General features: G+C 46.7%; 21 protein-coding genes and 1 pseudogene. 5 read left to right on the forward strand and 17 right to left on the reverse strand.

Annotated features, from left to right (window positions below; all coding sequences use genetic code 11):
- Positions 1-98: 98 nt before the first annotated feature.
- From NLBNIHML_RS12990 to NLBNIHML_RS13010, 5 genes are all read right to left on the reverse strand, one after another.
- A complete protein-coding gene (locus NLBNIHML_RS12990) occupies positions 99-1,427 on the reverse strand; it encodes an ABC transporter substrate-binding protein (protein ID WP_472476294.1) in 1,329 nt (442 codons plus the stop codon).
- 160 nt (positions 1,428-1,587) lie between these two features.
- Positions 1,588-2,568 carry a LacI family DNA-binding transcriptional regulator gene (locus NLBNIHML_RS12995; RefSeq protein ID WP_339237876.1) on the reverse strand — a complete coding sequence of 327 codons (981 nt, stop codon included), beginning with the start codon at positions 2,566-2,568 and terminating at the stop codon, positions 1,588-1,590.
- Between the two features lie 92 nt (positions 2,569-2,660).
- Positions 2,661-3,104: a FixH family protein gene (locus NLBNIHML_RS13000; RefSeq protein ID WP_472476292.1), complete on the reverse strand. Its 444-nt coding sequence runs from the start codon at positions 3,102-3,104 to the stop codon at positions 2,661-2,663.
- Between the two features lie 19 nt (positions 3,105-3,123).
- Positions 3,124-3,573 carry a disulfide oxidoreductase gene (locus NLBNIHML_RS13005; protein WP_472476290.1) on the reverse strand — a complete coding sequence of 150 codons (450 nt, stop codon included), beginning with the start codon at positions 3,571-3,573 and terminating at the stop codon, positions 3,124-3,126.
- 191 nt (positions 3,574-3,764) lie between these two features.
- Positions 3,765-5,387: a copper amine oxidase N-terminal domain-containing protein gene (locus NLBNIHML_RS13010; protein ID WP_445252849.1), complete on the reverse strand. Its 1,623-nt coding sequence runs from the start codon at positions 5,385-5,387 to the stop codon at positions 3,765-3,767.
- Between the two features lie 334 nt (positions 5,388-5,721).
- Between NLBNIHML_RS13010 and NLBNIHML_RS13015 the strand changes: the two genes are divergently transcribed.
- Both NLBNIHML_RS13015 and NLBNIHML_RS13020 read left to right on the forward strand, forming a co-directional pair.
- A complete protein-coding gene (locus NLBNIHML_RS13015) occupies positions 5,722-5,928 on the forward strand; it encodes a hypothetical protein (protein WP_091019193.1) in 207 nt (68 codons plus the stop codon).
- A 200-nt stretch (positions 5,929-6,128) separates the two neighbouring features.
- A complete protein-coding gene (locus tag NLBNIHML_RS13020; RefSeq protein WP_494354502.1) occupies positions 6,129-7,238 on the forward strand; it encodes a stalk domain-containing protein in 1,110 nt (369 codons plus the stop codon).
- Positions 7,239-7,374: 136 nt separating this feature from the next.
- Here the strand turns inward: NLBNIHML_RS13020 and NLBNIHML_RS13025 are convergent, their stop codons facing one another.
- The 3 genes from NLBNIHML_RS13025 to NLBNIHML_RS13035 all read right to left on the reverse strand — a co-directional run bounded on the left by NLBNIHML_RS13025 (position 7,375) and on the right by NLBNIHML_RS13035 (position 10,625).
- Complete coding sequence (locus NLBNIHML_RS13025; protein WP_339257492.1) at positions 7,375-7,764, reverse strand: hypothetical protein; 390 nt, start codon at positions 7,762-7,764, stop codon at positions 7,375-7,377.
- A 2-nt stretch (positions 7,765-7,766) separates the two neighbouring features.
- On the reverse strand, positions 7,767-8,819 hold the full coding sequence (locus NLBNIHML_RS13030) for a hypothetical protein (RefSeq protein ID WP_494354503.1): 1,053 nt from the start codon (positions 8,817-8,819) through the stop codon (positions 7,767-7,769).
- A 90-nt stretch (positions 8,820-8,909) separates the two neighbouring features.
- Entirely contained in the window at positions 8,910-10,625 is a 1,716-nt protein-coding gene (locus tag NLBNIHML_RS13035; RefSeq protein WP_494354504.1) for a DUF6138 family protein, read from the reverse strand.
- 328 nt (positions 10,626-10,953) lie between these two features.
- Here NLBNIHML_RS13035 and NLBNIHML_RS13040 point away from each other — a divergent pair, with 328 nt between their 5' ends.
- A complete protein-coding gene (locus tag NLBNIHML_RS13040; protein ID WP_339237895.1) occupies positions 10,954-11,196 on the forward strand; it encodes a DUF7662 domain-containing protein in 243 nt (80 codons plus the stop codon).
- Positions 11,197-11,263: 67 nt separating this feature from the next.
- On the opposite strand, the gene NLBNIHML_RS13045 is transcribed toward NLBNIHML_RS13040, so the two are convergent.
- From NLBNIHML_RS13045 to NLBNIHML_RS13060, 4 genes and pseudogenes are all read right to left on the reverse strand, one after another.
- The gene (locus NLBNIHML_RS13045; RefSeq protein WP_494354505.1) at positions 11,264-12,916 is read right to left on the reverse strand and encodes an extracellular solute-binding protein; all 1,653 of its coding nucleotides are present in this window, start codon (positions 12,914-12,916) and stop codon (positions 11,264-11,266) included.
- A 120-nt stretch (positions 12,917-13,036) separates the two neighbouring features.
- On the reverse strand, positions 13,037-13,894 hold the full coding sequence (locus tag NLBNIHML_RS13050) for a helix-turn-helix transcriptional regulator (protein WP_445252985.1): 858 nt from the start codon (positions 13,892-13,894) through the stop codon (positions 13,037-13,039).
- A gap of 447 nt (positions 13,895-14,341) precedes the next feature.
- Positions 14,342-14,629: pseudogene (locus NLBNIHML_RS13055) on the reverse strand (response regulator); the annotation flags it as partial.
- Positions 14,604-16,364, reverse strand: coding sequence for a sensor histidine kinase (locus NLBNIHML_RS13060; protein ID WP_494354506.1), 1,761 nt, complete (start codon positions 16,362-16,364; stop codon positions 14,604-14,606). The pseudogene NLBNIHML_RS13055 and the gene NLBNIHML_RS13060, both read right to left, overlap by 26 nt.
- A 318-nt stretch (positions 16,365-16,682) precedes the next feature.
- On the opposite strand from NLBNIHML_RS13060, the gene NLBNIHML_RS13065 reads away from it, so the two are divergent.
- Both NLBNIHML_RS13065 and NLBNIHML_RS13070 read left to right on the forward strand, forming a co-directional pair.
- Positions 16,683-17,603, forward strand: coding sequence for an ABC transporter permease (locus NLBNIHML_RS13065; protein ID WP_124118238.1), 921 nt, complete (start codon positions 16,683-16,685; stop codon positions 17,601-17,603).
- 34 nt (positions 17,604-17,637) lie between these two features.
- A complete protein-coding gene (locus NLBNIHML_RS13070; protein ID WP_494354507.1) occupies positions 17,638-18,516 on the forward strand; it encodes a carbohydrate ABC transporter permease in 879 nt (292 codons plus the stop codon).
- Between the two features lie 64 nt (positions 18,517-18,580).
- Here the strand turns inward: NLBNIHML_RS13070 and NLBNIHML_RS13075 are convergent, their stop codons facing one another.
- From NLBNIHML_RS13075 to NLBNIHML_RS13095, 5 genes are all read right to left on the reverse strand, one after another.
- Complete coding sequence (locus tag NLBNIHML_RS13075; protein WP_253441053.1) at positions 18,581-18,769, reverse strand: aspartyl-phosphate phosphatase Spo0E family protein; 189 nt, start codon at positions 18,767-18,769, stop codon at positions 18,581-18,583.
- Positions 18,770-19,018: 249 nt separating this feature from the next.
- Complete coding sequence (locus tag NLBNIHML_RS13080) at positions 19,019-20,041, reverse strand: hypothetical protein (RefSeq protein WP_494354508.1); 1,023 nt, start codon at positions 20,039-20,041, stop codon at positions 19,019-19,021.
- A gap of 23 nt (positions 20,042-20,064) precedes the next feature.
- Positions 20,065-21,063 (reverse strand): cysteine peptidase family C39 domain-containing protein, encoded by a 999-nt coding sequence (locus tag NLBNIHML_RS13085; RefSeq protein ID WP_339237903.1) that lies wholly within the window; start codon positions 21,061-21,063, stop codon positions 20,065-20,067.
- A 98-nt stretch (positions 21,064-21,161) separates the two neighbouring features.
- A complete protein-coding gene (locus tag NLBNIHML_RS13090; protein ID WP_494354509.1) occupies positions 21,162-22,061 on the reverse strand; it encodes a helix-turn-helix transcriptional regulator in 900 nt (299 codons plus the stop codon).
- Positions 22,062-22,144: 83 nt separating this feature from the next.
- Entirely contained in the window at positions 22,145-22,333 is a 189-nt protein-coding gene (locus NLBNIHML_RS13095) for a hypothetical protein (RefSeq protein WP_076253532.1), read from the reverse strand.
- Positions 22,334-22,417: the final 84 nt, after the last annotated feature.

Here is a 22,417-nt window from a genome sequence, read left to right on the forward strand (position 1 = left end):
GAACAGACCTCGTGTGCAAGTTGTACATTCATCATCTCCGGCTTACCGCAAGTCTCTCTCTATGTGCTGCTCAGGGCTAAAATTAATTCCTTTATCCTTTATTTCACGTTGCTCCAGTATGCCTGAATTTCGCTGGCAAGTCCGGCACGGTCAATGACGTCAGCCAAGTATTTCTGCATGGACGCACCCAGTTTGGACCAGTGATCCGCAGGGAGTGTACTCATTGATTCCTCGATTTTGCCTGCCTTGATGTATTCACTAATGGACTTGCCAAGCGGATCGGTCGGCTCCAGTGTAATGTTGCTGAATGCCGGAATAATACTGGCTTGATTCACCAGGAAATCCTGACCCTTTTCGTTATAAACAATCCACTCCAAAAATTTCTTCGCAGCTTCCTGTTGTGCTGGTGTGCTCTTTTCCTTATCCAACAATATTCGTTTGGATACGGCAGCAGAGATTTGCGTATTACCGAAATCATCTGCATTATTGCTCACAGGTACTGGCAGGAAGCCGTATTTTCCATCTGCTGTATCAAAGCTTGAAATTTGCGGCCATGCCCAGTTGCCCTGGAACCAGATGCCAACCTCACCCTTGCCAAGCACCTCAGGTCCACGTTCATAAGTTCCGGACAGGGGAGAAGCCTTGTCAATATTGTAGGTTTTCATCAGATCAAATGTATCTAACAAGCCATTAAACACGGCGTTGGAAGCAAGGTCCACTTGACCTGCCTTCAGATCAGTTATGAATTGATCCACCTTCGCACGGTCCGGCGACTGCCCACCATATGCAAGCCCCAGATAATGCGCCCCAAGCGACCAATCCATCGGAGATACAATCAAAGGTGATTTTCCAGTAGCAGCGATCTTTTGGAACAGCTCATCAAGCTGTGCAGTGGTCTGTACAGACTTTGGATCAAATGTTCCACCTACCGCCTGATCCAAAACATTCTGGTTATAGATGAATCCATATCCTTCAATAGAGAACGGGAAGGCATAATTTTTGCCATCAAACGTCGTAGCCGCTGTGCTATTCTCCACAGCGTCCTTCATCCAAGACTCGGATGTGAGATCCAGAACACGATCCTTGAATTTCTCGACATCCCCTGTATCCAGCATCATCATCGTTGTAGGACTGCCGGAAGCATACAAAGCAGACGCTTTTTCAAACGGAGACTGTCCACTGCCTACAGGTACAATTTCTAGTGTGACATTTGGATTTTCGGCATGGAAGTCTTTAGCCGCTTGCTCCAGCTGACTGTTAATTTCCGACTTGGAATTGAGCAAGGTGATTTTGACACTCTCACTGCTGCTCCCCTCAGAGGAGGAGTTGGACTCCGTCGCTGCTTTACTTCCACATGCTGACAATACAAGCATCATAATCAAAGACAATACCGATAATTTCATCATCCATCTCTGTTCTCTTTTCATCTTGTTATGGCCCCCGATCAGTAGTTTAAAAGGAAACGCTTACAAATCGAATTATAATGTCAAAGGTTTGACATGTCAATCGTTTGACATGCCATTTAAAAAAAATATTGCGCCTTGATTTTTTCGAGGCAAAAGGACAAACAGGAAAAAACGACCTGTATCAGGTCGTCTCTCTCTCCACTAAGGTTACTGGCAAAATATGTTCCATTCCGATCTTCTCTTCCGCGATCTGACGCCGAATCAGATCAATCGCCAGCTTAGCCATAGCCTCCACCGGCTGCCTAATCGTTGTTATGCCAGGCACCGTATACCCTGCCGCACGACTGTCATCATAACCTACAATAGCGATCTCATCAGGTACCTTGCGCCCACCTAACACGATCTGCTTCAGCGCATGCACCGCCATCAGATCACTCGTTACAAACAGCCCATCCACCTCCGGGTGTTGTGCAAGTAGCTTATCCACCAATTCCGTATACTGATGCTGATCAAACACATTCAGATCGGTTTCATGAATCATGACCGGCTTGACTCCATGAGCCTGCAATGTATCAACGAAACCTGTCGTCCGGCGATTGGAGAGCATTTGCAATTCCAAATTACCGCAAATATGTGCCAAATGCCGTCTGTTCTTCGAGAGTAGCAATTCAGCAGCCATAACCCCTCCCTGATAGTTATCAGATGAGATAAAAGGGATGTCTTCACCGATCTTACGATCAAAGGTCACGATTGGGGAATGCAGGTTCATATACTCATCGACTTCCAGTGTATGACTTCCCATAATAATGCCATCCACGCGATTACCCTTGAGCATTTCCACATATTCACGCTCTTTGGAAGGGTCCATGTGGGAGTTGCATAACATAATTTTAAATCCATTCTGGTATGCATGGTACTCAACATAGTTAGCCAGTTCTCCAAAAAACGGATGAGATACATCGGGAATAATCAAGCCTATAACATTGGATTGCTTACGCAGAAGAGAACGGGCAATTTCGTTGGGGCGATAGTTCAGTTCGTCCATGGTTTGATACACTTTATCCCGAGTCTTCTGACTGATATATCCCCGGTTGTTTAATACACGCGAGACGGTAGTTACAGAAACTCCTGCCCTGAGTGCAACATCATGAATAGTTGCCATAACAGCCTCTTTTCCTACAACATTCTTCATACCTTTAACATTATAAACCTATTACTCACCCTGAACCAAACCCTTGGTATCCGCCCGCTGCTTCATTCCGCCACAATTCTTGCTCTCGGCATGCTATGCATTGCTCCGTGCGTAACATGGACCTGTACCACATACGTACCTGGTTCTTCAAAGGTATGCTGGATTTCATACAGCCCTTCCTCTGTCTCATTGGCAGTAATAGCCCCTTGATTCTCCAGTTCTTCAGCTGTCATCATACCTTGCTCCGGAGATACAGAAGGCGGATCATCAAGCTCATTCCAGATCTGGAATTGCACATTGTCGGCATGACTTAACGGTGTATCTCCCTGTGTAAGCTTCACCTGCAACCGTGTTGGTTTATGAAGAGTAGTTTTCTCCGGAACGTCAAGTTTCACCCGGACCATCTCTGGCATCTCCCCGGAAGCAGCCTGTTCCTCATATGAGCAGCCAGCGACCAAAAACATTAGCACCAAAAAGGGCATGAACCAACGAGCTTGTCCGCTCATCACCATCTATCCTTTCTTATCAAGAAGATTTGGGTGTTTTGCTGATACCCCACAGCATCACAATGATGATAATAAAGGCGATCAGTGCCAGTAATGGAATGGTGATGAAACCAAACCAGTTCAAATAGTCGGTATAACATGGAACCTTGCCACACGCTACGGCATTACCTGTAGCCGAAAAAATACGCTGGATCGTTACATGATATAACGAAATGCCGCCACCGACGAAACTAAGTGGGAGTACGTATTTCGTGATGCCCACGTCATCCTTAAAGTAGGCAATGCCCAGCAAGATGGTTAGTGGATACATGAATATACGCTGATACCAACACAGATCACATGGAAGATAGCCCTTGATCTCACTAAAATAGAGACTCCCCCCTGTTGCAATAACCGATACCGCCCAAGCAACAAATAACCGGGTATCCACATTTTTCGCTGGACGCTCCGATTTTGATGATGTACTCATTCCTCTGTCCCCCTCTTCATTTTGCTTATGCCAAATTATCATACCTCATTCTGGACTTCATCGGCTATTCCAGCTGTTATGTAGGTCATTCTCGATGATTATACCAAATATTTGAACTTATGGGTGAAACCAAAAAAAGCTGCCGTATGGGGCAGCTCTTATTGGTTGATTCTGTTATAAAAAACGTTGTATTACATGGATTTAGTCAGTGTAATAGAACCATCTTTTTGTGCCCATTTTACATCCCAGTTCAGAAGTTCAGCAATGAAACGCAGAGGTACTTGCGTACGTCCATCTTTGTTTACGAATACCGTTGCACCCACGTTTTTCTTCACGCCGTTCACTTCCATAACGTTGTTGTTCACCCAGAATTCAAGGGTATCATCGCCAGCCATTACCGTTACTTGTTGTGCTTTTTTGTCCCATTTCACTGTTGCGCCAATACCTTCACTCAAGAAACGCAGTGGAATGTATGTTGTGTTTTTCCAAAGCACTGGTGTGGTATCCATGTTGGTTGTCTTGTCGTTAATTTTCAGCATTTTGCTGTTCAGTTGCATCCACACCGTTGTCATTTCTGGCGCTGGTGCAGGTGTTGCTGGCTCTTGGAATTTGTCGTTAAATTGAGTCACAATTGCGTTACCCAAAGCTTGACCTACACCAAACATCACTTTGAAGCCTTCACGATTAGTTGTATAAGAAGCATCATAATTGCCTGCTGCATATTGATTCAATACGTTTTGCACTTGATTTTCATGTGTTGTCAGCGCTTGTTGTCCTGCTGCTTTTGGCAGATTACCAGCTGTTGCGGAATCCAGGAATGCTGCGAATTCTGTTGTAAATCCGTCAATACGTTTCTCTACTGCTGCACGAGCCGCAGCATCGTTGTTTTTCACAGCTTTTACATAATCGCTTTGCGCATTAACGTGATTGGTTACCCAAATTTTCTCGAAAGCATTGGCACCATCGTTACCGTAAACGGAAGCAATCGCTGCTTTGAAGTCAGCTGTGTTTCCAGCTTCAGCTGTAATCAGTGCGTTGGAAGCGGCTGTACGTCCATCATATTCCTCTTGCATTTGCAGAGCCGAAAGCGCAAAGTGCTCGGAAGCCAAATGGTTGAGTGCAGATCTCAGATCAGCTGCTTTTGTATCTGCTTTGCTATTTTCGAATTTCTCAGGCATTTGTGTAGTAATTGCTGTGGAAAGTGCCTTACTTACGTCGAACATTTCTTTGAACCCTTCACGGTAAGCCTTGTATGCATCAGCGTAATCTCCAGCTACATACTCATCAAATACTTTTTGCACGAGATCTTCATGTACTTGCAGAGCTTGTTTGGCTGCTGCTTTTGGCAATTTACCTTCGGTAGCTGTGCTCAGGAACGTGGAGAACTCATCCACGAAACCGTTGATGTTTGCCTGTGCTTGTTTGATGCCAGCCTGGTTGCCCATTTTGGTTGCTTTCACCAAATCATCGGTGTATTTGTTATGAGCACGGAAGATACGTTCGAATTCTTTGGCACCTGCCTCACCATATAGGGAAGCGATTGCTGGCTGCATATCCAGTGCATTCTGGTCGAGTGCTTTGTAGGCTGCATCTGCATCTTTTGCTCCGTCATATGCTTTGGCCATTGCCGTTACTGCGAGTGCAAAGTGTTCGGACAGCAGGTGGTCCAGGTTTGCTCTCAAGTCAGCCGCAGGTGTATTCACGGAAGCTTTCATCATTGTCATTGGTGTCTGTGGAGCGGATGCTGCTCCAGCGATCCCCGGCATCAACAGTGTCAAGCTAAGTACAGGTGCGATAAACTTCTTCATCTTCATTTTCATTACGTGTTCACTCCTCGATTATGTTTTGTGTATAATTTCTTTCCTCGTCGTCGTCTTCATAGGGTGTAACGCAGGGTTTTCTATTCTGGATCACTCTGTGGGCAAAAAAAATTACAGCCTTCAGTGAAGAAAGCTGTAGATGCCTGATGTATCAAGGTTTTTTTGAATTAAAAAAACTAAAATTATAGTGATCTTTCCGTTCCAAGACTACCTACATACTGTAAGACAGATACTTTATTTCCCTATATTTCTCAATTAAAGCTTACATCAAAGGTTATCCTGAAGTACAATGAAGACATATCAACTTATTCGCGAAGGAGGTCCATTCATGACCTGGTTGCCTTATGTTTTAATTGTCGGTATCGCCTTGTTTGGGGGTATTGCTACCCTGATTATCGGTAATTCCAAAGCCAATCAGACCAGCAACCCCGAATATGATCGACGCACAAAGCAAAACCTCAGTAAACTTTCCTATGTATACGTTGGTGCGATTGTACTTGGTTTTGGCGGACTAGTCCTCTATCTCTTCAACTAAAATGTTTCGATTCAGCAAAGAATACGTTCAAACATGCCTAGCAGCTTCCGTTTTCGTTCTACATCCTCCGTATATACACACATGTTTACAAGTTGGAGATAATTCAGAATTATTCTGGATATGTTCGGGGTTTAATATAAAGCCATAAGGGACAGCGAGCCCATTAAATTAAACCAAACCCCAACTTGAAGGAGAGATATATGATGAAAAAGAACATGAAGAAATCCGTAGCAACGATGATGGTACTGGGCATGACATTAACAGGAGCAACGGGCGTATTTGCCGGAACGCAGCTGGAGAAGATCTCGGCATACCTTAACCATGGAATCAGCTTCAATGTAGATGGCGCGGCTTACTCACCAACCGATGGCAATGGCAAAAAACTGGCTCCAATTACCTATAACAACTCTACTTATCTGCCTGTACGTGCGCTTGCCGATGCGCTGCATGTGCCTGTATCCTATGACGGCAAAAAAGGTCAGGTCATTATCGGCCAAGCCACGAGCAATCCTTCGGCCTTGACGAATGTAACGTATAGCGCAGCACAAAAAGAGGCAATTCAAAAGGCTTTTGCACAATTCGATGGGTTCGAGACAGCTTATGCTCCTCAGCAGATGATTGCAGGTGACACGTTTAAAAGTGTAGGGGCAGGTGGCGACGGCGTCAGCTTTGTTTTCAACCATATGAAAGTGGATGTATCTCCAAGAGATTATTCGGACGGTTATACGAGCAAAGACGTAAAACTGTCCAATGGCGTTATCGCCAAATGGTACACACCAGACCAAACGGGCATGCTCACGTTCCAACTGGATGATCGCTACGTTACCCTTAGCTCGCCGGATCATAAGTTGAGTCAAGCTCAGTTGCAACAAGTCGCTGTCTCTGTTCAAAAGACAACTGGCAACAATGATCAGGGGATCACTGCATTCGCTGATGTGAACTACAGCAAGCAACAATTGGATAACATTCGCAAAGCATTTGCGAAGTTTGACGGGTTTACAACAGCTTATGCCCCACAACATATGGTTGCCGGAGACACGTTCAAAAGCGTAGGTGCAGGCGGCGATGGTGTAAACTTTGTTTTTAATCGCATGAATGTCACGGTATCTCCTAAAGACTACTCGTTCAGCTATGATGGCAAAACGGTAAAACTGCCTAATGGCGTATCCGCCAAATGGTATACACCAGACCAAACGGATATGCTCACGTTCAAGCTGGATGATCGTTATGTAACCCTCAGCTCACCGAATAACCAATTGACTCACACTCAACTGGAGCAGATGGCGGTATCCGTACAAAAAGTGAAATAATTGATGCGCGATCCTTAGATCGAAATAGGAAATATAAACACACATCATTTTGGTCCCACTCTATGAGCTGGGGCTGATTTGATGTGTATTTTATCCTTGCCCTTTATGTGTCGCAATGTATGTGAGGAAATATCTTTTAAACATCGTGCTCTCCTTTCTCCAAATGCTTTCTCCCTAGTCTCCAATTCATGAACATATTGATATCTTCGATGGCGTCTAGGATAGTTCCCCTAAATGCACTATTCTCCCTAAGTTCCTTCAGCACAACAGGCTTTACTAGCCGTTTTTCTAATTTTCCTTTGGTACGTGCCGTATGAGCCAAACCCATGACTGCACTGGCTCTGACATTGGCATTCGGATGATCTGCCACCCGAAGACATATATTCTGTGCGACCCTCCAGTCCTGATGAAACATGCCAACGGATAAGGGCAGATATAATAACTCTTCCAACAACTGCCGCTCCATGATGATCTGAATTTCCTCATCCGTATATGGAGCAACAGCTTGATAGATACGTTTCATCATAATTAAAGTACCAACTCCGTTAAACGAACAACCCTGCGATACACCATCGCATCCATCAAATCCTCCCAGTCGAGTTCACTGGCATTAACGTCTCGATAATAGACCGCAGCAGCAGGCAAGAAACCAACCAGAGGCCCTGTACCACCACATATCAGACTCCCGCCGTCTCCGCCTTTGGGCATCACATCCCCAGCCGAATCGAGCGTAAGCTCATATTTGTAGGGATCACCAGCAAACTTTATGCCAAAGAAATTCGGCAGTTCCAGATCATAAGCACGATCATCCTTTTCTTCAACCCGTGAAGAGGCCATCTCTGCCGATCCATCCACAGTTTCATCCATGCCTTCCAGACTTCCAAAATGCCTCAATCTCATCGTATAGTCGAAGCTGTCTCCCCAAGGGAATAACGTGCGACAACCGCCACCATAGATATACTCCCATTCGTCTTCAGTCAGCAGACCAAAGCCCGCCGCTGCTTCCCCTCTCACGACGTCTTCCAGTTCTATTCCCTCGTTGAACCACAGGATTCGCACTTCATCTTCACTTTGGCGAATCAGACGGAATTGTTGATGCAATTCATATTCACGGATCTCCGACTGTTTAAACTGCTCCAGTGCTGCCGGAAAATCAGAATCTTCCTGCGCGAAGGCTTCCTCCTCGGACACTTCAATCCAGCCCAGCGAAATGTTCTCACATTCCACGAGCATGGGCGCAATGTTAACCGTTCTGACAGGTGACATCTGACTCGCTAGAAACGAATCCACGTCCTCCACACCATACTCACTGACCGTTTCATGCAGGTCGGCTGAGGTCTCTTCGTTCATTCCATATTGCCAACGATCCCAGCCGAGGGTTATGCGGTTCCCAGGTACAAATACAAACCTCTCCTCTTCATGCGTAAACACACCTGTCTGGATTCGCCGACCGAAACGTTCAAATGTCTCGAGACCCTCATATACCATACCTTCCGGTAACTGATGAATCAGCTTACGCATCCAAGCCTCTTTGTCCTGGGCATTCAACTCCTGCCACATGTCTCGACTCAAAGCTTCCACAACTTCCCCCGCCTCTCCTAATGCACTTTCAGTTCGCTAAAATGCTCCACTGTCTGGCCCAGTACAATCTTCCTTGCCCTGTTTACATTTTTATTTGCCTGCGGCCTGCAACAGTTTCAGCAATAATTCCTTCCGTCTTCCTTCCGCTTTGCGAGCGAGCGTTGTGAGCTTCTCCACCTTGCCGAAGATTGGGTAAAGTACACGTTCCACTTCGTAATGCTCAAGTCCTTGAATCTGCCTAACCAACCGTTCGAGTATTTCATCATTCTCCAGCTCAGGCTGAATCTTCAGCTTCAGACTATCCGTTGAACGACGCAAGCTGGCGACTAACGCAGGTATGGACTGAGCCGTTACACCCTGTTGTTCCACAAATGCCGCAATGAACTTATCCTGAATTAACTGATGCTCATCATCCACTTCGCCCATGTAATATTCAATCAGCGGGAAATACCGCTCATCCACAAGACCCAGTCCAAAGGTTGCATAACTGCCTGGCATACCATTTTTCTCTCCCTCGGTATCCTCGTAAAACTCAAACTCCTGGATAGCCTCACGCGCATACTCTTCTAGGAGTGGATGTAGCTCCGGGTACTCCAATGCATTGGCAAAGAATCGGTGCGTATCCGACTTGGCGAGTCCTTTGATCGGCAAATACTGTTTTACACTGGACTTGAGCTTGATCTTATAACTTTTTGGAAAGCCCTGCTTCAACAAATGAGTGATAAAGGTAAGTGCCTGCTGATAGGCACCCGGCTCTTCCTTCCGAATGTGAATGGTCATCAGAGCGAATACATCATTTGCTTTGCATTCCACTTCTTCCGTTTTCACATGAATATCCTCTTTCGCATACGTCCCGCTGCCTTCCGTCATCATCAGTGCTGCACGTCTGCTGCCGAGTTGCTTCGCGAGTTCCAGGTAAGTCTGACCTTCGGCTTTGCTATAATTCGGCTCAAATCGTAGAATCATCACCGCCGCGTATAACAGTAGATCTATCGGTTGAGTCCCGGCTACTTGCGCCTTCTGCTTCTTATCCGACGATTGGTCTGCCTGTGATTCAACATCCCATTCCAACGTCGCTCCTGGCTTAAGCGAATAGTCATTGGTACGATATGCAGAAGACTGCACATCATAATACTGTGGCAAGAACTGACTCTCCGCCCATGCCTTCAACGCACGAGTAATATCACCCCGATGTTCGGCAAGCGCCTCCGGACGACCCTGATTCAACTCTTGAATCCGGTCATACTGCCTGAGAATCCATGCCACATCCAGTACAGGAAACAGTTTAGGGTCAAGCAGATGACGCGTCAAAAAAAAGGATTCTAACGGCTTTGTTGGATATGTACCATTCTCCAGCTTCTGATCAATGTATGTATGAATACGCTCAAGCAACTGCTGCTTTTTCTCTTCATTGATATATTCCAGCAAAGTCAGTTGCAGCTTTCCTTCTGTTGTAGGGAATTTACCACGGAAGGTAAATCCATAGTCAATCAACGGGGAATCGGCCAGCTTGTCCAGTCTTCCCTGAACAACCTCTACTAGCCTAGGTCCAATCTCGTTACGAACCTGTTCCTCGGTAAAGGCTCCTGCCTGCTTCGATTTCAGACCATCATCCAAACCCAGATCCACACTGTCTACTGTAGTCCGTCCAGGTCTATAATCCAGCAAAATATCATTGAAAATGCCCATTTGCAGCGTAGTTCGCTTCACAACACTTTCCAAGTCATCCCGCTGTTCCTGTTCATCAAACCATTCATGAATTGTCGTTATCATCTCTTCCATTGCCTGGTCATAAAGTGTACTCATCGAATCTCCTGCCTTCCCATGCATCTAATGATGTTCATCAAACTTGAACCTCTATGAATCCCGGACCAATCCGGGGCATCTCTGTTATAAATACGTATTGATGTTCGTATACTACCTATTATTTTACTCTCTCAAGTACATGGGGAACAATAAGGCAGCAGGGGGAGAAAAGGTGGTGAAAGATAACCATAAGTGGTATTTAAGACATGCCCTAGTCAAAGAGATCTACGGATGCCTTTCACATCTATGTAGGCTCTCGGTATGCCCTCGCTATCATCATGCCCACGTTGTATAATCAATGATATTCCTTTTCAGGAGGTCAGACGAAATGAGCTACAGCAAATACTTCCCTTTGGAAAATTATTTGAATCAGGTTGCAATCACCCTTACATATGCAGAGCTTGAGGAAATTCTCGGATTTAAGTTACCCCCGACAGCCTATAATCGCGAGCAATGGTGGGTGAATAATGCCATGAATCATACACAGGCGCTATCCTGGTTAAATGCCGGATGGAAGGTGGATAATGTGATTTTAGGCAAAAACGTTACCTTTGTCCGCTGCGAGTCATAATATATCTGAGACATACCAAAAAGCAGGTTAGACTGATGAATTCATCAGTTCTAACCTGCTTTGAATATTAATTAACTGTCTTATACCACTCGTTCACTTCGGTGGTAATATCATCGCCGCCCATGGATTTCCACTTCGTCACAAACGCATCAAATTCCTCAATGCCCACCTGGCCATAGATGATCTTGCTGAACGTATCCTTCTCCAGCTTGTCGATTGCGTCCTTCTTCATTTTCATCGTCTCGGTTGGAGCTCCCGTGAACTTGTTCTTGATCGCATTATCTTTATTCGCAACGACCACTTCAGCGGCCGCAAATACTTCAGGTTTGTTGGCAATCTTCGTATTTTTCTCAAAAGGAGTCTCTGGCTCTTTGCCCTTCGCAAGTTCCGCCAGCGTATCCATCATCAGATTCGGAATTCGGGCACCATCATACGTAATCGTATATTTGAGTGGTGATACGCCATCCTTCACTTCAGCTTCACCAACGACTTTGCCATCCACGATGTCATAGTCATATCCTTGCGCGAAGCCATGCTCGAACTCGCTGCCTACTTCCGGGTTGGCAAAATTGTCGAACAGATAATTCTGATATGTGAAGAAAATCTCCGGGTTCGCCATGTCTTTGTTAATCAACACAACGCCGTTGCTTGCACCAGATCCATGTTGGTGGCTCTCACCTGTTGGCCCAGTAGGTAATGCAATGGCTTTGTACGTGGCACCATCCACATTTTTCTTCACATCATCAATCGGCCAATTTGGCATCCAGTGTGGTCCAACGATAATGCCTGCTTTACCTGCGGTAAACAGTTCTGCTGCCTTGATCTCGTCATACACGCCAGCTTCTTTGGGCAGGTAACCTTTGGACAACCAATCCTTCATTGTCGCGAGGCCTTCCTTCACGCCTGGCTGAATGGAACCATATTGCAGTGTTCCGTCTCCAGCATCATTCCACTGTCCAGGCATCGTGTTGTACATGCCGAAGATCCAGCCGGATTCCGTCATCCAGGTATTCAGCGCATTTTTCATGCCCACCGTCAGACCATACGTATCTTTCTTACCGTTCCCATCCGGGTCCTGATTCGTAAAAGCATCCATGACCGTAACCAGCTCATCGATCGTTTTCGGTTCTTCCAGTCCCAGCTTCTTCAGCCAGTCTTCCCGGATAAACATGACCGAATCACCATTGTAGGCATAATCGAAGATTGGAATACCGTAACGCTCGCCCTCATACATGTACGGATACCATTCTTCCGGTGCCGATTCGGATGCCTGTTTCCATGTGTCCGAAGCATACTTGTCAAACAACTCGCCTGCATTCGCAAATTTGCCGGACTCAATTAATTCCCGCACCAGATTGTAGTCTCCCCGAATGGATACAATATCCGGCAGTTCTTCGTTAGCCGACAGGGACAGGCGCAATTTCGTGTAAAATGCATCATTCGTTACCGATACAGCCCACGGTGTGGTCAGATCGATGCCGAGTCGTTCCTTGGCCCATTTCGTATGCACATTGTTCTGTGCGGTTTCCCCATTCTTGAATTTCGTATCATCATTCCAGGCTCGTAGATAACTCATCTGTACCTCAGGTTCATATTTCCCGTCTTGCAGAGCAAGTGGTGCAGCAGCTTCCTTGGCCGGTTCTTCCTTGGCCCCCGAACTACATGCCGTTACAGCAACCATCGTTATTGCGAGTAATGCCGTCATCATTTTTCTATACATGAACTAACCCCTCCTCAGGTAACTTGGATACCCTTATGTGCCAAATGCACCTTACATGAAAAGGATAGTGCAGCCGGGGAGGCAAACATATATCACAATTTCAATGTTCATATCGATTTGTTAACCGTTCCGAAAATCCTGCGGGGTCAGTCCATAATGTTTGCGGAACACCTGAATGAAATAAGGCGTGTTGTTGTACCCCACTTCCTGACCGACTTCATAGATCTTCATCGCCGTATGCTTAAGCAAATGAACCGCACGTTCCATTCTGGAACGGATAATGTAATCACTAATGCCTTCGCCTGTGGATTGTTTGTACATTTTGGACAGATATACCGGGTGCAGATGCACCTCTCCGGCAATGACCTGCAACGACAGATCCTCGCCCAGATGATGATCAATCCATTGCTGCACCTGCCGAATCAGCGTTGATCCGGCATCCTGACCCGCATCGCTGGTGCTCTCAGCCCACTGCTGCATCACAGACCGAGTCCACGTTTCCAGACTACGCAGTGAGATGCCATAGCCATCCTTGAGCAACTGCTGGTACTGCTCGCCAAGCACTTCGGCTAACTGCCTTCCTTCCCGATGAGCCATATAGGAGAAGGCCGCCGCCAGATAATGAAAAGCCACATACACATGTTCCGGGAACACACTGTTCGACAGTTCAGCAAAGATCTGATCAATCTTGCGGTGTGCATCCTCCATGCGCCCCGCTTCCAGCAGCGCCGTCAGACCTGGCGGTTCATACAGCGCCGCAAGTGACTTCAACGTGGCTCCATTGGTTCCCGCTGCCGGATTCAGATGTAATCCTTTGCCCGCATCGGCTTGCTTGCGAAGTGCACTGACGGCTTGATGATATAGCTGAGGCACCTGATCTGGAAAACGTCCCATACGACTAACGGACAGGGAAATGGTCGCATTCAGATACTGCCTCACACTGTGAAGCAACCGTTCTCCAAGTCGGCCCATTAGCATTTCCGGTTCGGCTTGGGTTTGTTTGGGACTGGCCATAAAGACCAGATCATCATATGCGTCATCCGTATGGCAGAGATGATAGGTACTGCCGTAGATCTCTTCCACCACATTGGAGATGGCGTACTTCATCAGTCGAAATGCTCTATGTGTGGGTTGATGGTCATCATACCGGATGAGCAGCAGTTGCATTTTATCCTGTGGCCGGAACCCGATCTCCAATTGCCTCAGCTTGCCTTCGAGTTCAGCATCCGCAAATTTATGCCCTAACAGTACATCCTTCATCAGCTCCGCCCGCTTCTCGGGCAGATGCTCCCTTACCGAATACATGGCCCGCTGATGCAGCATTTGTTTCTCACCCTCCAGGCGAATCTGCACGGCGGCCTGCTGCACGGATTCGATCAGTTCCTCATCCCGGACCGGTTTGAGCAAGTAACTGACTGTCCCATGTTTGAGCGCCTGCTTCGCATAATCGAAGGAAGCATGCCCCGATAAAATAATACATTTGGTCTGTTCCCACTTTTGCCGAATGTGACTGACCAGATCCAGACCGGACATACCCGGCATGCGGATATCCGTGATAATAATATGGACCTGATGTGTTGCCATATGTTCCAGTGCCTCTTTGACTGAATAAGCTTTGAATACCTGGCCAATCCCGTGTTCTCTCCACGGTATGGAGACAGCGATCGACTCTACTGCGGAATGTTCATCATCCACGACCATCAGATTCATCATGCGGTTGTTCCTCCTCAAACCATCGAATTTCTACACTAAGTCCACCGTAGGGAATCGCTCCAAAATGAAGACCAGACGACAGCCCATAACGCGTAACGAGACGCTGATGCACATTCCACGTGCCTGTTCCAATCTCCTCACCCATCGGTTCATTGATCTCCCGTTCCAATTCCGCAATCTCTTCCGCTGTCAGCGTGACACCGTCATTGTCTACAAACAGGCTATATCTTGTATATTTCCGCCCCTCAATATGTTCGGGTACCGCCATCCCCGTTACGACGACATGCCCACTGCCCTCCATCGGCTCAATGCCGTGGATCACCGCATTTTCTACGATGGGTTGAATGAGCAGCCGCGGAATATGGAGCTGCATCAAGTGCTGCGGTACGGCAATCTCGTAGGTCAGCCGGTTGGTCCGCATCTGCTGGATGGACAGATAATGGTCTAATAGCCTGATCTCTTCCTCCACTGTCGTCATGTCATTCTCGCCTCGCGTAATGTAGCGATAGTAATCTCCCAGACTTAGCGACATGGCAATCACCGCTTCCCGGTTGCCAAGCTGGGTCATATTTTTGATATAAAACAGGCAGTTGTACAGAAAATGTGGATTGATCTGTGATTGCAGATGTTTCAGTGTGGCTTCCCGTGAGCGGATACGTTCCTCGTATACCTTCTCGATCAGTTCCTGAATCTGCTCTGCCATATGGTTGAAGCTCTGGGTCAGGTACGCGAATTCATCACGGGAGTGATCGACTGGAATCCGCGTAGACAACTGGCCTTTGCGAATCTGTTGCAGCCCTCTCATCAAGCGATGGATGGGCACCTGAACTTTTCGATACAAAAGTAATGCAGCCCCGATACTCAGCACGAGCAATAACAGAATGGAGGTAATAAACATATTTCGGCTCTTATCCATCGGGTTCAGCAGATCATCCAATACCACCGGGTTCACGTACACTGCTTGCAGTTGTTTGGAGTGCACGTAACTGACCAGATACTGTTTGTCGCCCACCTCCAGCTGATGATTACCTTCCCTCTCCGGTCCGTTAAAGGGGATATCTCGCATGATCGCTTCGACCAGTTCGGGGTCCGCCGTACGGTTCAGCAACGGATCGTTACCTGGTACGAGCAAGAAAGGATCTCCGCCCTGCGTTTCTTTAAAATCATCCAACATGGCAACGATGTTCATCGGGTCAAAATCAATCTCCATCACCGTTCGCACGCCTGCGTTCACCGGTTTTTCATTCCACTCGTAGTTATCCGTGAAAAAGTAGGTGAAACTCCCTTGCTCCAGCTGCCATTGGCCTGGTTGCGGAAACGTCAACATCTTCTCATCGTAAACCGTCCGGCTGGACATGGTGGACAACACAAGTTCCGCTTGCGGCAGCACAATGGTAATATCGTTCTTCCAACGGCTGGTGGACTGGTACAACGATAATTTGTCGAGAATATCCAGATAGATGCTGTTTTTCTCATATTGGCTGGTTGAGTCCGTCATGTAACGGTAATGCAGAATACTCGGATCTCGCAGCAACGTCAGGCCATACAGCGAGAGCTGCTCAATATTTTTATCCACCTGTGAACTGAAATAATTGAACTGGTTCAGACTCGATTGCTGTTTCTCTTCGACGACCATATCCACATTTGCCTGGTTCGCGTACGTATAGAGCAGCAGAATGGGTACAAGCAGGCAGATTAAGAGAATGACCGTCTTCGCAAATACTGTGAATTTCATCGTTTCACCCTGTCCCTGAATTTAAAGTCCTTCTATACCGAAGTCCTATTTTATATTGAAAACCCTTACATTTCTAGTTGATTTTATATTCGCACACTTTCCTGCAACTTGTAATCCCCTGTTTCCATTAACAAGTTAATATTTCAACATCCGCATTGAAATGTTGTTCTATAGTCCGCCCTTTTCCATTGCTATAATTCAGTTGCTCCACTCTGTGCAGAGGCTTGCTCGCCTCATGTTTCCAGGGTTGGACGAGATAAAGGAGGGACCCTGATGGCTATCGAACAACCGTTAACAACCCATACGCCGGTACGAAAAATGACACCTCATCCACGCAAACGTACCCGCTGGAATTTCAAACGCACGTGGCCGCTGCATCTGATGCTGCTGCCTGCTGTCCTGCTCACATTGCTGTTCGCCTATGTGCCCATGGGCGGCATTATTATTGCTTTTCAGGATTTCAAACCGTGGCTGGGGTTCACTGGCTCCAAATGGGTGGGCTGGGACAACTTCCGGTTCATGTTCGAATATCCCGACAGCGTTCAGGTCATCTGGAACACGGTACTGATCGCTTCAATGAAAATTGTGGCCGGACTTATCGCCCCTGTTGTATTTGCCATTTTACTGAATGAGGTTCGGAACTCCACGTTCAAACGTTTCTCACAGACCTTGGTGTATCTGCCCCATTTCCTGTCCTGGGTAGTCCTGGGCGGCATTCTGCTCGATATGTTATCACCGGAAGGTGGACTGGTAAACCAGGTGCTGGCGGCGGCTGGTGTTGAACCAATTTTCTTTCTGGGGGATGGCGACTGGTTCCGTGTAACGGTGGTGGTCAGTGATGTATGGAAGGAATTTGGATTCGGCACAATTGTATTTCTGGCAGCACTTGCAGGCATTAATCCCGCATTGTATGAGGCTTCTGAGGTAGATGGAGCAACGCGGCTCAGACAGACATTACATATTACCCTGCCTGCACTTGTGCCGATGATTATCGTGGTAGGTACGTTATCACTGGGCAATATCCTGAATGCAGGTTTTGACCAGATCTTTAACCTGTACAATCCGCTGGTGTATGAGAAAGGCGATATTATTGATACCTTTGTCTACCGGATGGGGATTCTGAATGGCAAAATGAGCTTTGCGACCGCTGTTGGACTATTCAAATCATTTGTCGCGATGTTCCTGGTCATCTCCGCGTACCGAATGGCGTACAAAATCGCCAATTATCGTATTTTCTAAAAGGGTTAGCATAATGCATTAAGGGGGAATCAAGGTGTATCACAAAACAACCGGGTACCGTATATTCAATGGTTTTAACCTGATATTCATCGCGGCCGTCTCGATCCTGTGCATCCTGCCGCTGGTCCATATTCTGGCCGTTTCCTTCAGTGGTAAGGCGGCAGCATCCGCCAATCTGGTAACACTTTGGCCGATTGATTTTACGGTGGACGCGTACACCAAAACATTTGGTAACAGTAACTTTCTCAGTGCACTCTGGATCTCAGTCCAGCGTACGGTTCTGGGCACACTGCTCAGTATGACACTTGTCTTCCTGACGGCTTATCCATTATCCAAGGAAAGTCTGAACTTCAAGGGGCGCTCGTTATATGCATGGTTTTTCATCTTCACGATGCTGTTCAGCGGGGGATTGATTCCGTCCTATATTTTGATTCAGAAGCTTGGACTGATTAATACGATGTGGGCTCTCATTTTGCCGGGAGCGGTCGCTGTTTGGAACCTGATTCTGATGATGAACTTTTTCCGCAACGTACCGAAAGAACTGGAAGAAGCTGCATTCATCGATGGGGCCAATCATATCACGACCCTGTTCAAAATCTATCTGCCAGTCTCCATGCCCGCGATTGCGACGATCTCTTTATTCACCATGGTAGGTCAGTGGAATTCCTGGTTCGACGGGCTGATCTATATGAATGATGCTTCCAAATATCCACTCGCCACGTTAATGCAGACCATAATCGTACAGCAGGATTTCTCCAACATGAACGTGGATGCAACGCAGCTCCAGAACATGTCTCAGCGTACGGTGAATGCGGCTCAGATCTTTATTGGCGCTCTGCCGATTCTGCTCGTGTATCCGTTCTTGCAGCGTTTCTTCGTTAAGGGAATTGTGCTCGGGGCGGTAAAAGAGTAAGGCAAACACACGGAATCCCGTCATGGGATTCTTCTTCGTTGTATAAGTGCACTCCATAAGCTCATTATTTCAGTTGTTTTGGGATTTTTCTGCCGCGAATAGCGTTGTTATATTCATTAATTAATTCATCCAGCACCATGGATTGGCGAATAACCTCCGGATGCCACAGTTCCGCATATTGATCAGCAATCTGGTAGAGCCTTTGCCGTGCATGTTCGATACATTCCTGAATGGTTTCCGGATTATGTACCATACTCCCGCCCCCTGTTATCCTTGAATATCATCATCCAAAAAAGACCATCTAATATAATATTCGGAACAATAGGGGGTTTGGATTACCCCAAAATTAAAATTTTGGTTATTTTTTCTTGTAAAATTTATTATGGCGGGGTTCACATGAACTGATGTTACACATCTGTTCAAATCAAATAAACCGGATCGGCTGTCGCCTCTCCGGTTTTATTCAGCTGAGCTTTTCAATATGTTAGCTATCATGCTTCATTCATCTTAAACCTACGTCATCAAAACGATTGTGTATCGTCTCTGGAAAGGCACGTTTAATGGCATCAATGGCACGTTGTTCGGTCACTCCTGCCTTTCGGATAAGCTCAATCACGTTTTGCATACATTTCGGTTCCTTCGTATTCCATAAGATCGAATCATTAACTACATCAACAATCCGCGAATACAGTTCTGCGAGCAATGCATACTCATGCATGACATAAACCATCCGATCTGATAGGTACGCCAGCCCTGCAACATAAGAGGCAATGTCCAGTCTTGATCTGGCATAATAGCGCAGTACAGTCGCCGCTTGTTCTGTATCATATGCTCCAGCCTGCAAAGTAGCAGCCATAACCGTATACGCAGCCGCTCCACAGGCATAATCCTGGGAGGGCAGCATGTAGTCATGGGTTTCCCATTTGTATACGGCCTGAATTAATGATTCCTTGCAAACTTCCCATAGATCCACAGATTCATGAGATTCCAGCACCTGATAGTACCAGTATGGCGTACTGTTCCTGCCAAATGAATCATAAGAAAGACGAATGATTTCATCGCCTTTACTTTCACAGATGAATAGCACCTGCTCCACATCATCATATCCGGCAGCAATGACAAATTGATCATGCCAGAGAATCGCACCTACGCCCCGGTCAATGGACGCCTTGATGTCCAGCACGGCCTGCTTCTGATAGAGCGGAAAAGTCGGTTCAAATGAAAATCCACCATGTTGTCCCGTTGTTACGCCAAGAAAATCAGCCGCCACAGAGTTCTCTGCCATCCAGTTGTATGCCGAGATTGATTCTGCGGTCAGACGCCTATCCACCACTAATCGGAATGCACTTGCAGTCATACCTGCAATCATGTGGCGCGGGAAATCCATCCACTGTGTGTGCAATAAAATGCGGTACATCGCATCTGTATACGAACCCACACCATTCCATGATAGGTGTGCATCAGCAGAGGTTGGGGCTTGCGGGAAGCGAATCCAGTCCTGCAATACTACTTTTGTCGCCATCATCCTTCACTCCCTTCCTCTCTCATCTATCGTGCTGAATGTGCTCCCCACCGTGGTATAGTAGACCTTTTACGGTCGGGATACTTCCTGGATATCAATCGAAAATAATCAATAGCCTGCTCTTCTAATGCTTTCGCCTTCACTAGTAACTGTGCTAGATCTTCTGTGATATCTGGTCTCAAGACACGTCTATTCTCCTGCTGAACCATATATCCTTTCATTTGGTCAATTAACGTCCCAAGCTGTTCATAACATGTATAAGCCTGATCCAGTTCGTTCCATATCCCTCGAACATCCTGCAGATACATTCTTATTTCGGTTCGCGAATGGCAGAAGGATTCCAAAATATAACCCGCACCCGACTCATCAAAATCCCCACTCCGTAAAGCCAGCACCCACTCATCATATGCCTTTCTACCTGAAGCAATATTCTGATCAGGTAACAGACGATAGGGAATATCCCAATCCTCTATCGCCAGTCGCAGGGATTCCAGCAGCATCTGTTGTTCAGAAATGCGGACCTGATCACCAAATACTTGACAATACCAAAATCCGGTAAAGTTTAAACCGAAATTGTCATACAACAAAATCTGCGGTTCCTTGCTCCATCCGTCTTGCACATAAAAGATGCGGTCACGGTCATCATATCCAGAAATAACACCGAACTCAGGAATCCAGTAGATCACACCAGTGCCTTCATCAATACTGCGTCTCACCCAATTCACTGCATCCTGCTGGTAATAACCAAACGTGGAATGACGTGTACGTCCCCCATCCCAGATCGTGAATATCCCCAGGTTATCAACTCCGGGACGATGTGCTTCCCCCCATTGTCCATACGCTGTAACCGACATGGGAAGTAGTCGGCGATGCACCGCCAGCTTGAAAGCCATGCCTGTATATCCGGCAAGTACATATTTGGAACCTTGAAACTGGCCCGTATGGGTTAGTATCGCATGCAGACTATCCACGTATGATTTGGACTCCCGCTTCATGATGAGGTTATTTAACACGACTTCAGCCAAAGAAAAAGCTCCTCTCCATGGTGGTTTGCCTGATGTATTTACGAGAAACAGCAGCTTGCTCTGCATCTGCTCGTTTGTTGCCTGTTTACAGACTCACTCTATGTTCCAAGCCTGTGGATCAACCCTTCTGCGCTTTGCTGAAGCTTGCGTCTAAGCCACCCAGGAGACAAAAGCTCTTCCCATTCGCTAATAAACAAATGCTGCAAGAAAGCGTCCGTGTCATAAAATTCAACCGAATAAATCCGATCGTGGCTTGCGCGAATACGATACCCCTGCCACATCTCCATTTGCTGCACTTCCTTCAAACGAATCTCAGCTACAAACGGTTTTCGCACAGGCAATGATTCTTCCCATCCACCTAGCAAGGCGTCTGATCTATACTCAAATCTCTCATCCGATACCGAAACATGAACAATGCCTTCCAATCGAATGGCCACTTGCTGTACTGGGTCTGCTTCATAACCCACCACGTAATCGGCGTTAAACTGGGATATCATCTTTAATGGGCACAAGGAAAACTGCCGTTCTCCATCATGATCCCTGTAATGAATATGTACTCTGCGCAAGTCAGTTATGGCATGGGACAATAATTCAAAGAATTGCAGTTGCTTCGGTTGCGCCGAAAACACCGGAAGCTCGCTACTTCCCATCTGTTGTTCCTCCAACGTAAAACGCTCCAGCAAATGTGCTACACGTTTCACCGCGTCTGCTTGATCATAATCGTAATGTCGATATCGATGCGCCAGATATTTCAGCACACGTTGCTCTTCTTCTGTCATATACAAATGGGGCAATCGAAAAGTCTGATCCTCATAACAATAGCCCCGATATTTTGCCATATACACCAAAGGGGCTCGCAGGGAACTTGCCATATATTCAATATCACGCTGAGCCTGACGACGGGAGATTTCAAATTCACGGGCAAGCCAGCTGCTATTCGGAAAACGTCCACCCCGAATCTGTTCGTCAAACCAGTGAATCCGATGCATGTTACTCATCTTCCCGCCCCCGATCTTTTCCGATCCTATTTCACTTATTATATCAAAAGACATGGCCTGTTCCGAAGAACAGGCCTGATATGTCAGACGTGTGCCTTATCCACTCTGGATTGCACTGCTTTGGAGCATTTCTTGCATACTTTCAGACTTGTACCGTCTGTTTTTGTTTGCGTATACAACAATTTTATTCGGGTACTGCTACATACCGGGCATGTTCCCCGGCCCCTGGAAGGAAGACTCCACAAGACGCGTCCTCTTTTGGTTTTTGCCAATGGTTGTGAACCTCTTTTCAATATGGTTTGTGTGTTCACCGTTATTATATATGGCATGGTACGACACAGAATGTCGCAGCAGTT

The organism is Paenibacillus sp. JNU01 (genome assembly GCF_059130585.1).

Bases quoted from the DNA above. Each gene is read 5' to 3' on its own strand.
- NLBNIHML_RS12990 (WP_472476294.1), bottom strand. From the start codon at position 1,427: ATGAAAAGAGAACAGAGATGGATGATGAAATTATCGGTATTGTCTTTG.
- NLBNIHML_RS12995 (WP_339237876.1), bottom strand. From the start codon at position 2,568: ATGGCAACTATTCATGATGTTGCACTCAGGGCAGGAGTTTCTGTAACT.
- NLBNIHML_RS13000 (WP_472476292.1), bottom strand. From the start codon at position 3,104: ATGAGCGGACAAGCTCGTTGGTTCATGCCCTTTTTGGTGCTAATGTTT.
- NLBNIHML_RS13005 (WP_472476290.1), bottom strand. From the start codon at position 3,573: ATGAGTACATCATCAAAATCGGAGCGTCCAGCGAAAAATGTGGATACC.
- NLBNIHML_RS13010 (WP_445252849.1), bottom strand. From the start codon at position 5,387: ATGAAGATGAAGAAGTTTATCGCACCTGTACTTAGCTTGACACTGTTG.
- NLBNIHML_RS13015 (WP_091019193.1), top strand. From the start codon at position 5,722: ATGACCTGGTTGCCTTATGTTTTAATTGTCGGTATCGCCTTGTTTGGG.
- NLBNIHML_RS13020 (WP_494354502.1), top strand. From the start codon at position 6,129: ATGATGAAAAAGAACATGAAGAAATCCGTAGCAACGATGATGGTACTG.
- NLBNIHML_RS13025 (WP_339257492.1), bottom strand. From the start codon at position 7,764: ATGATGAAACGTATCTATCAAGCTGTTGCTCCATATACGGATGAGGAA.
- NLBNIHML_RS13035 (WP_494354504.1), bottom strand. From the start codon at position 10,625: ATGAGTACACTTTATGACCAGGCAATGGAAGAGATGATAACGACAATT.
- NLBNIHML_RS13040 (WP_339237895.1), top strand. From the start codon at position 10,954: ATGAGCTACAGCAAATACTTCCCTTTGGAAAATTATTTGAATCAGGTT.
- NLBNIHML_RS13045 (WP_494354505.1), bottom strand. From the start codon at position 12,916: ATGTATAGAAAAATGATGACGGCATTACTCGCAATAACGATGGTTGCT.
- NLBNIHML_RS13050 (WP_445252985.1), bottom strand. From the start codon at position 13,894: ATGCTAATGGGCCGACTTGGAGAACGGTTGCTTCACAGTGTGAGGCAG.
- NLBNIHML_RS13060 (WP_494354506.1), bottom strand. From the start codon at position 16,364: ATGAAATTCACAGTATTTGCGAAGACGGTCATTCTCTTAATCTGCCTG.
- NLBNIHML_RS13065 (WP_124118238.1), top strand. From the start codon at position 16,683: ATGACACCTCATCCACGCAAACGTACCCGCTGGAATTTCAAACGCACG.
- NLBNIHML_RS13075 (WP_253441053.1), bottom strand. From the start codon at position 18,769: ATGGTACATAATCCGGAAACCATTCAGGAATGTATCGAACATGCACGG.
- NLBNIHML_RS13080 (WP_494354508.1), bottom strand. From the start codon at position 20,041: ATGATGGCGACAAAAGTAGTATTGCAGGACTGGATTCGCTTCCCGCAA.
- NLBNIHML_RS13090 (WP_494354509.1), bottom strand. From the start codon at position 22,061: ATGAGTAACATGCATCGGATTCACTGGTTTGACGAACAGATTCGGGGT.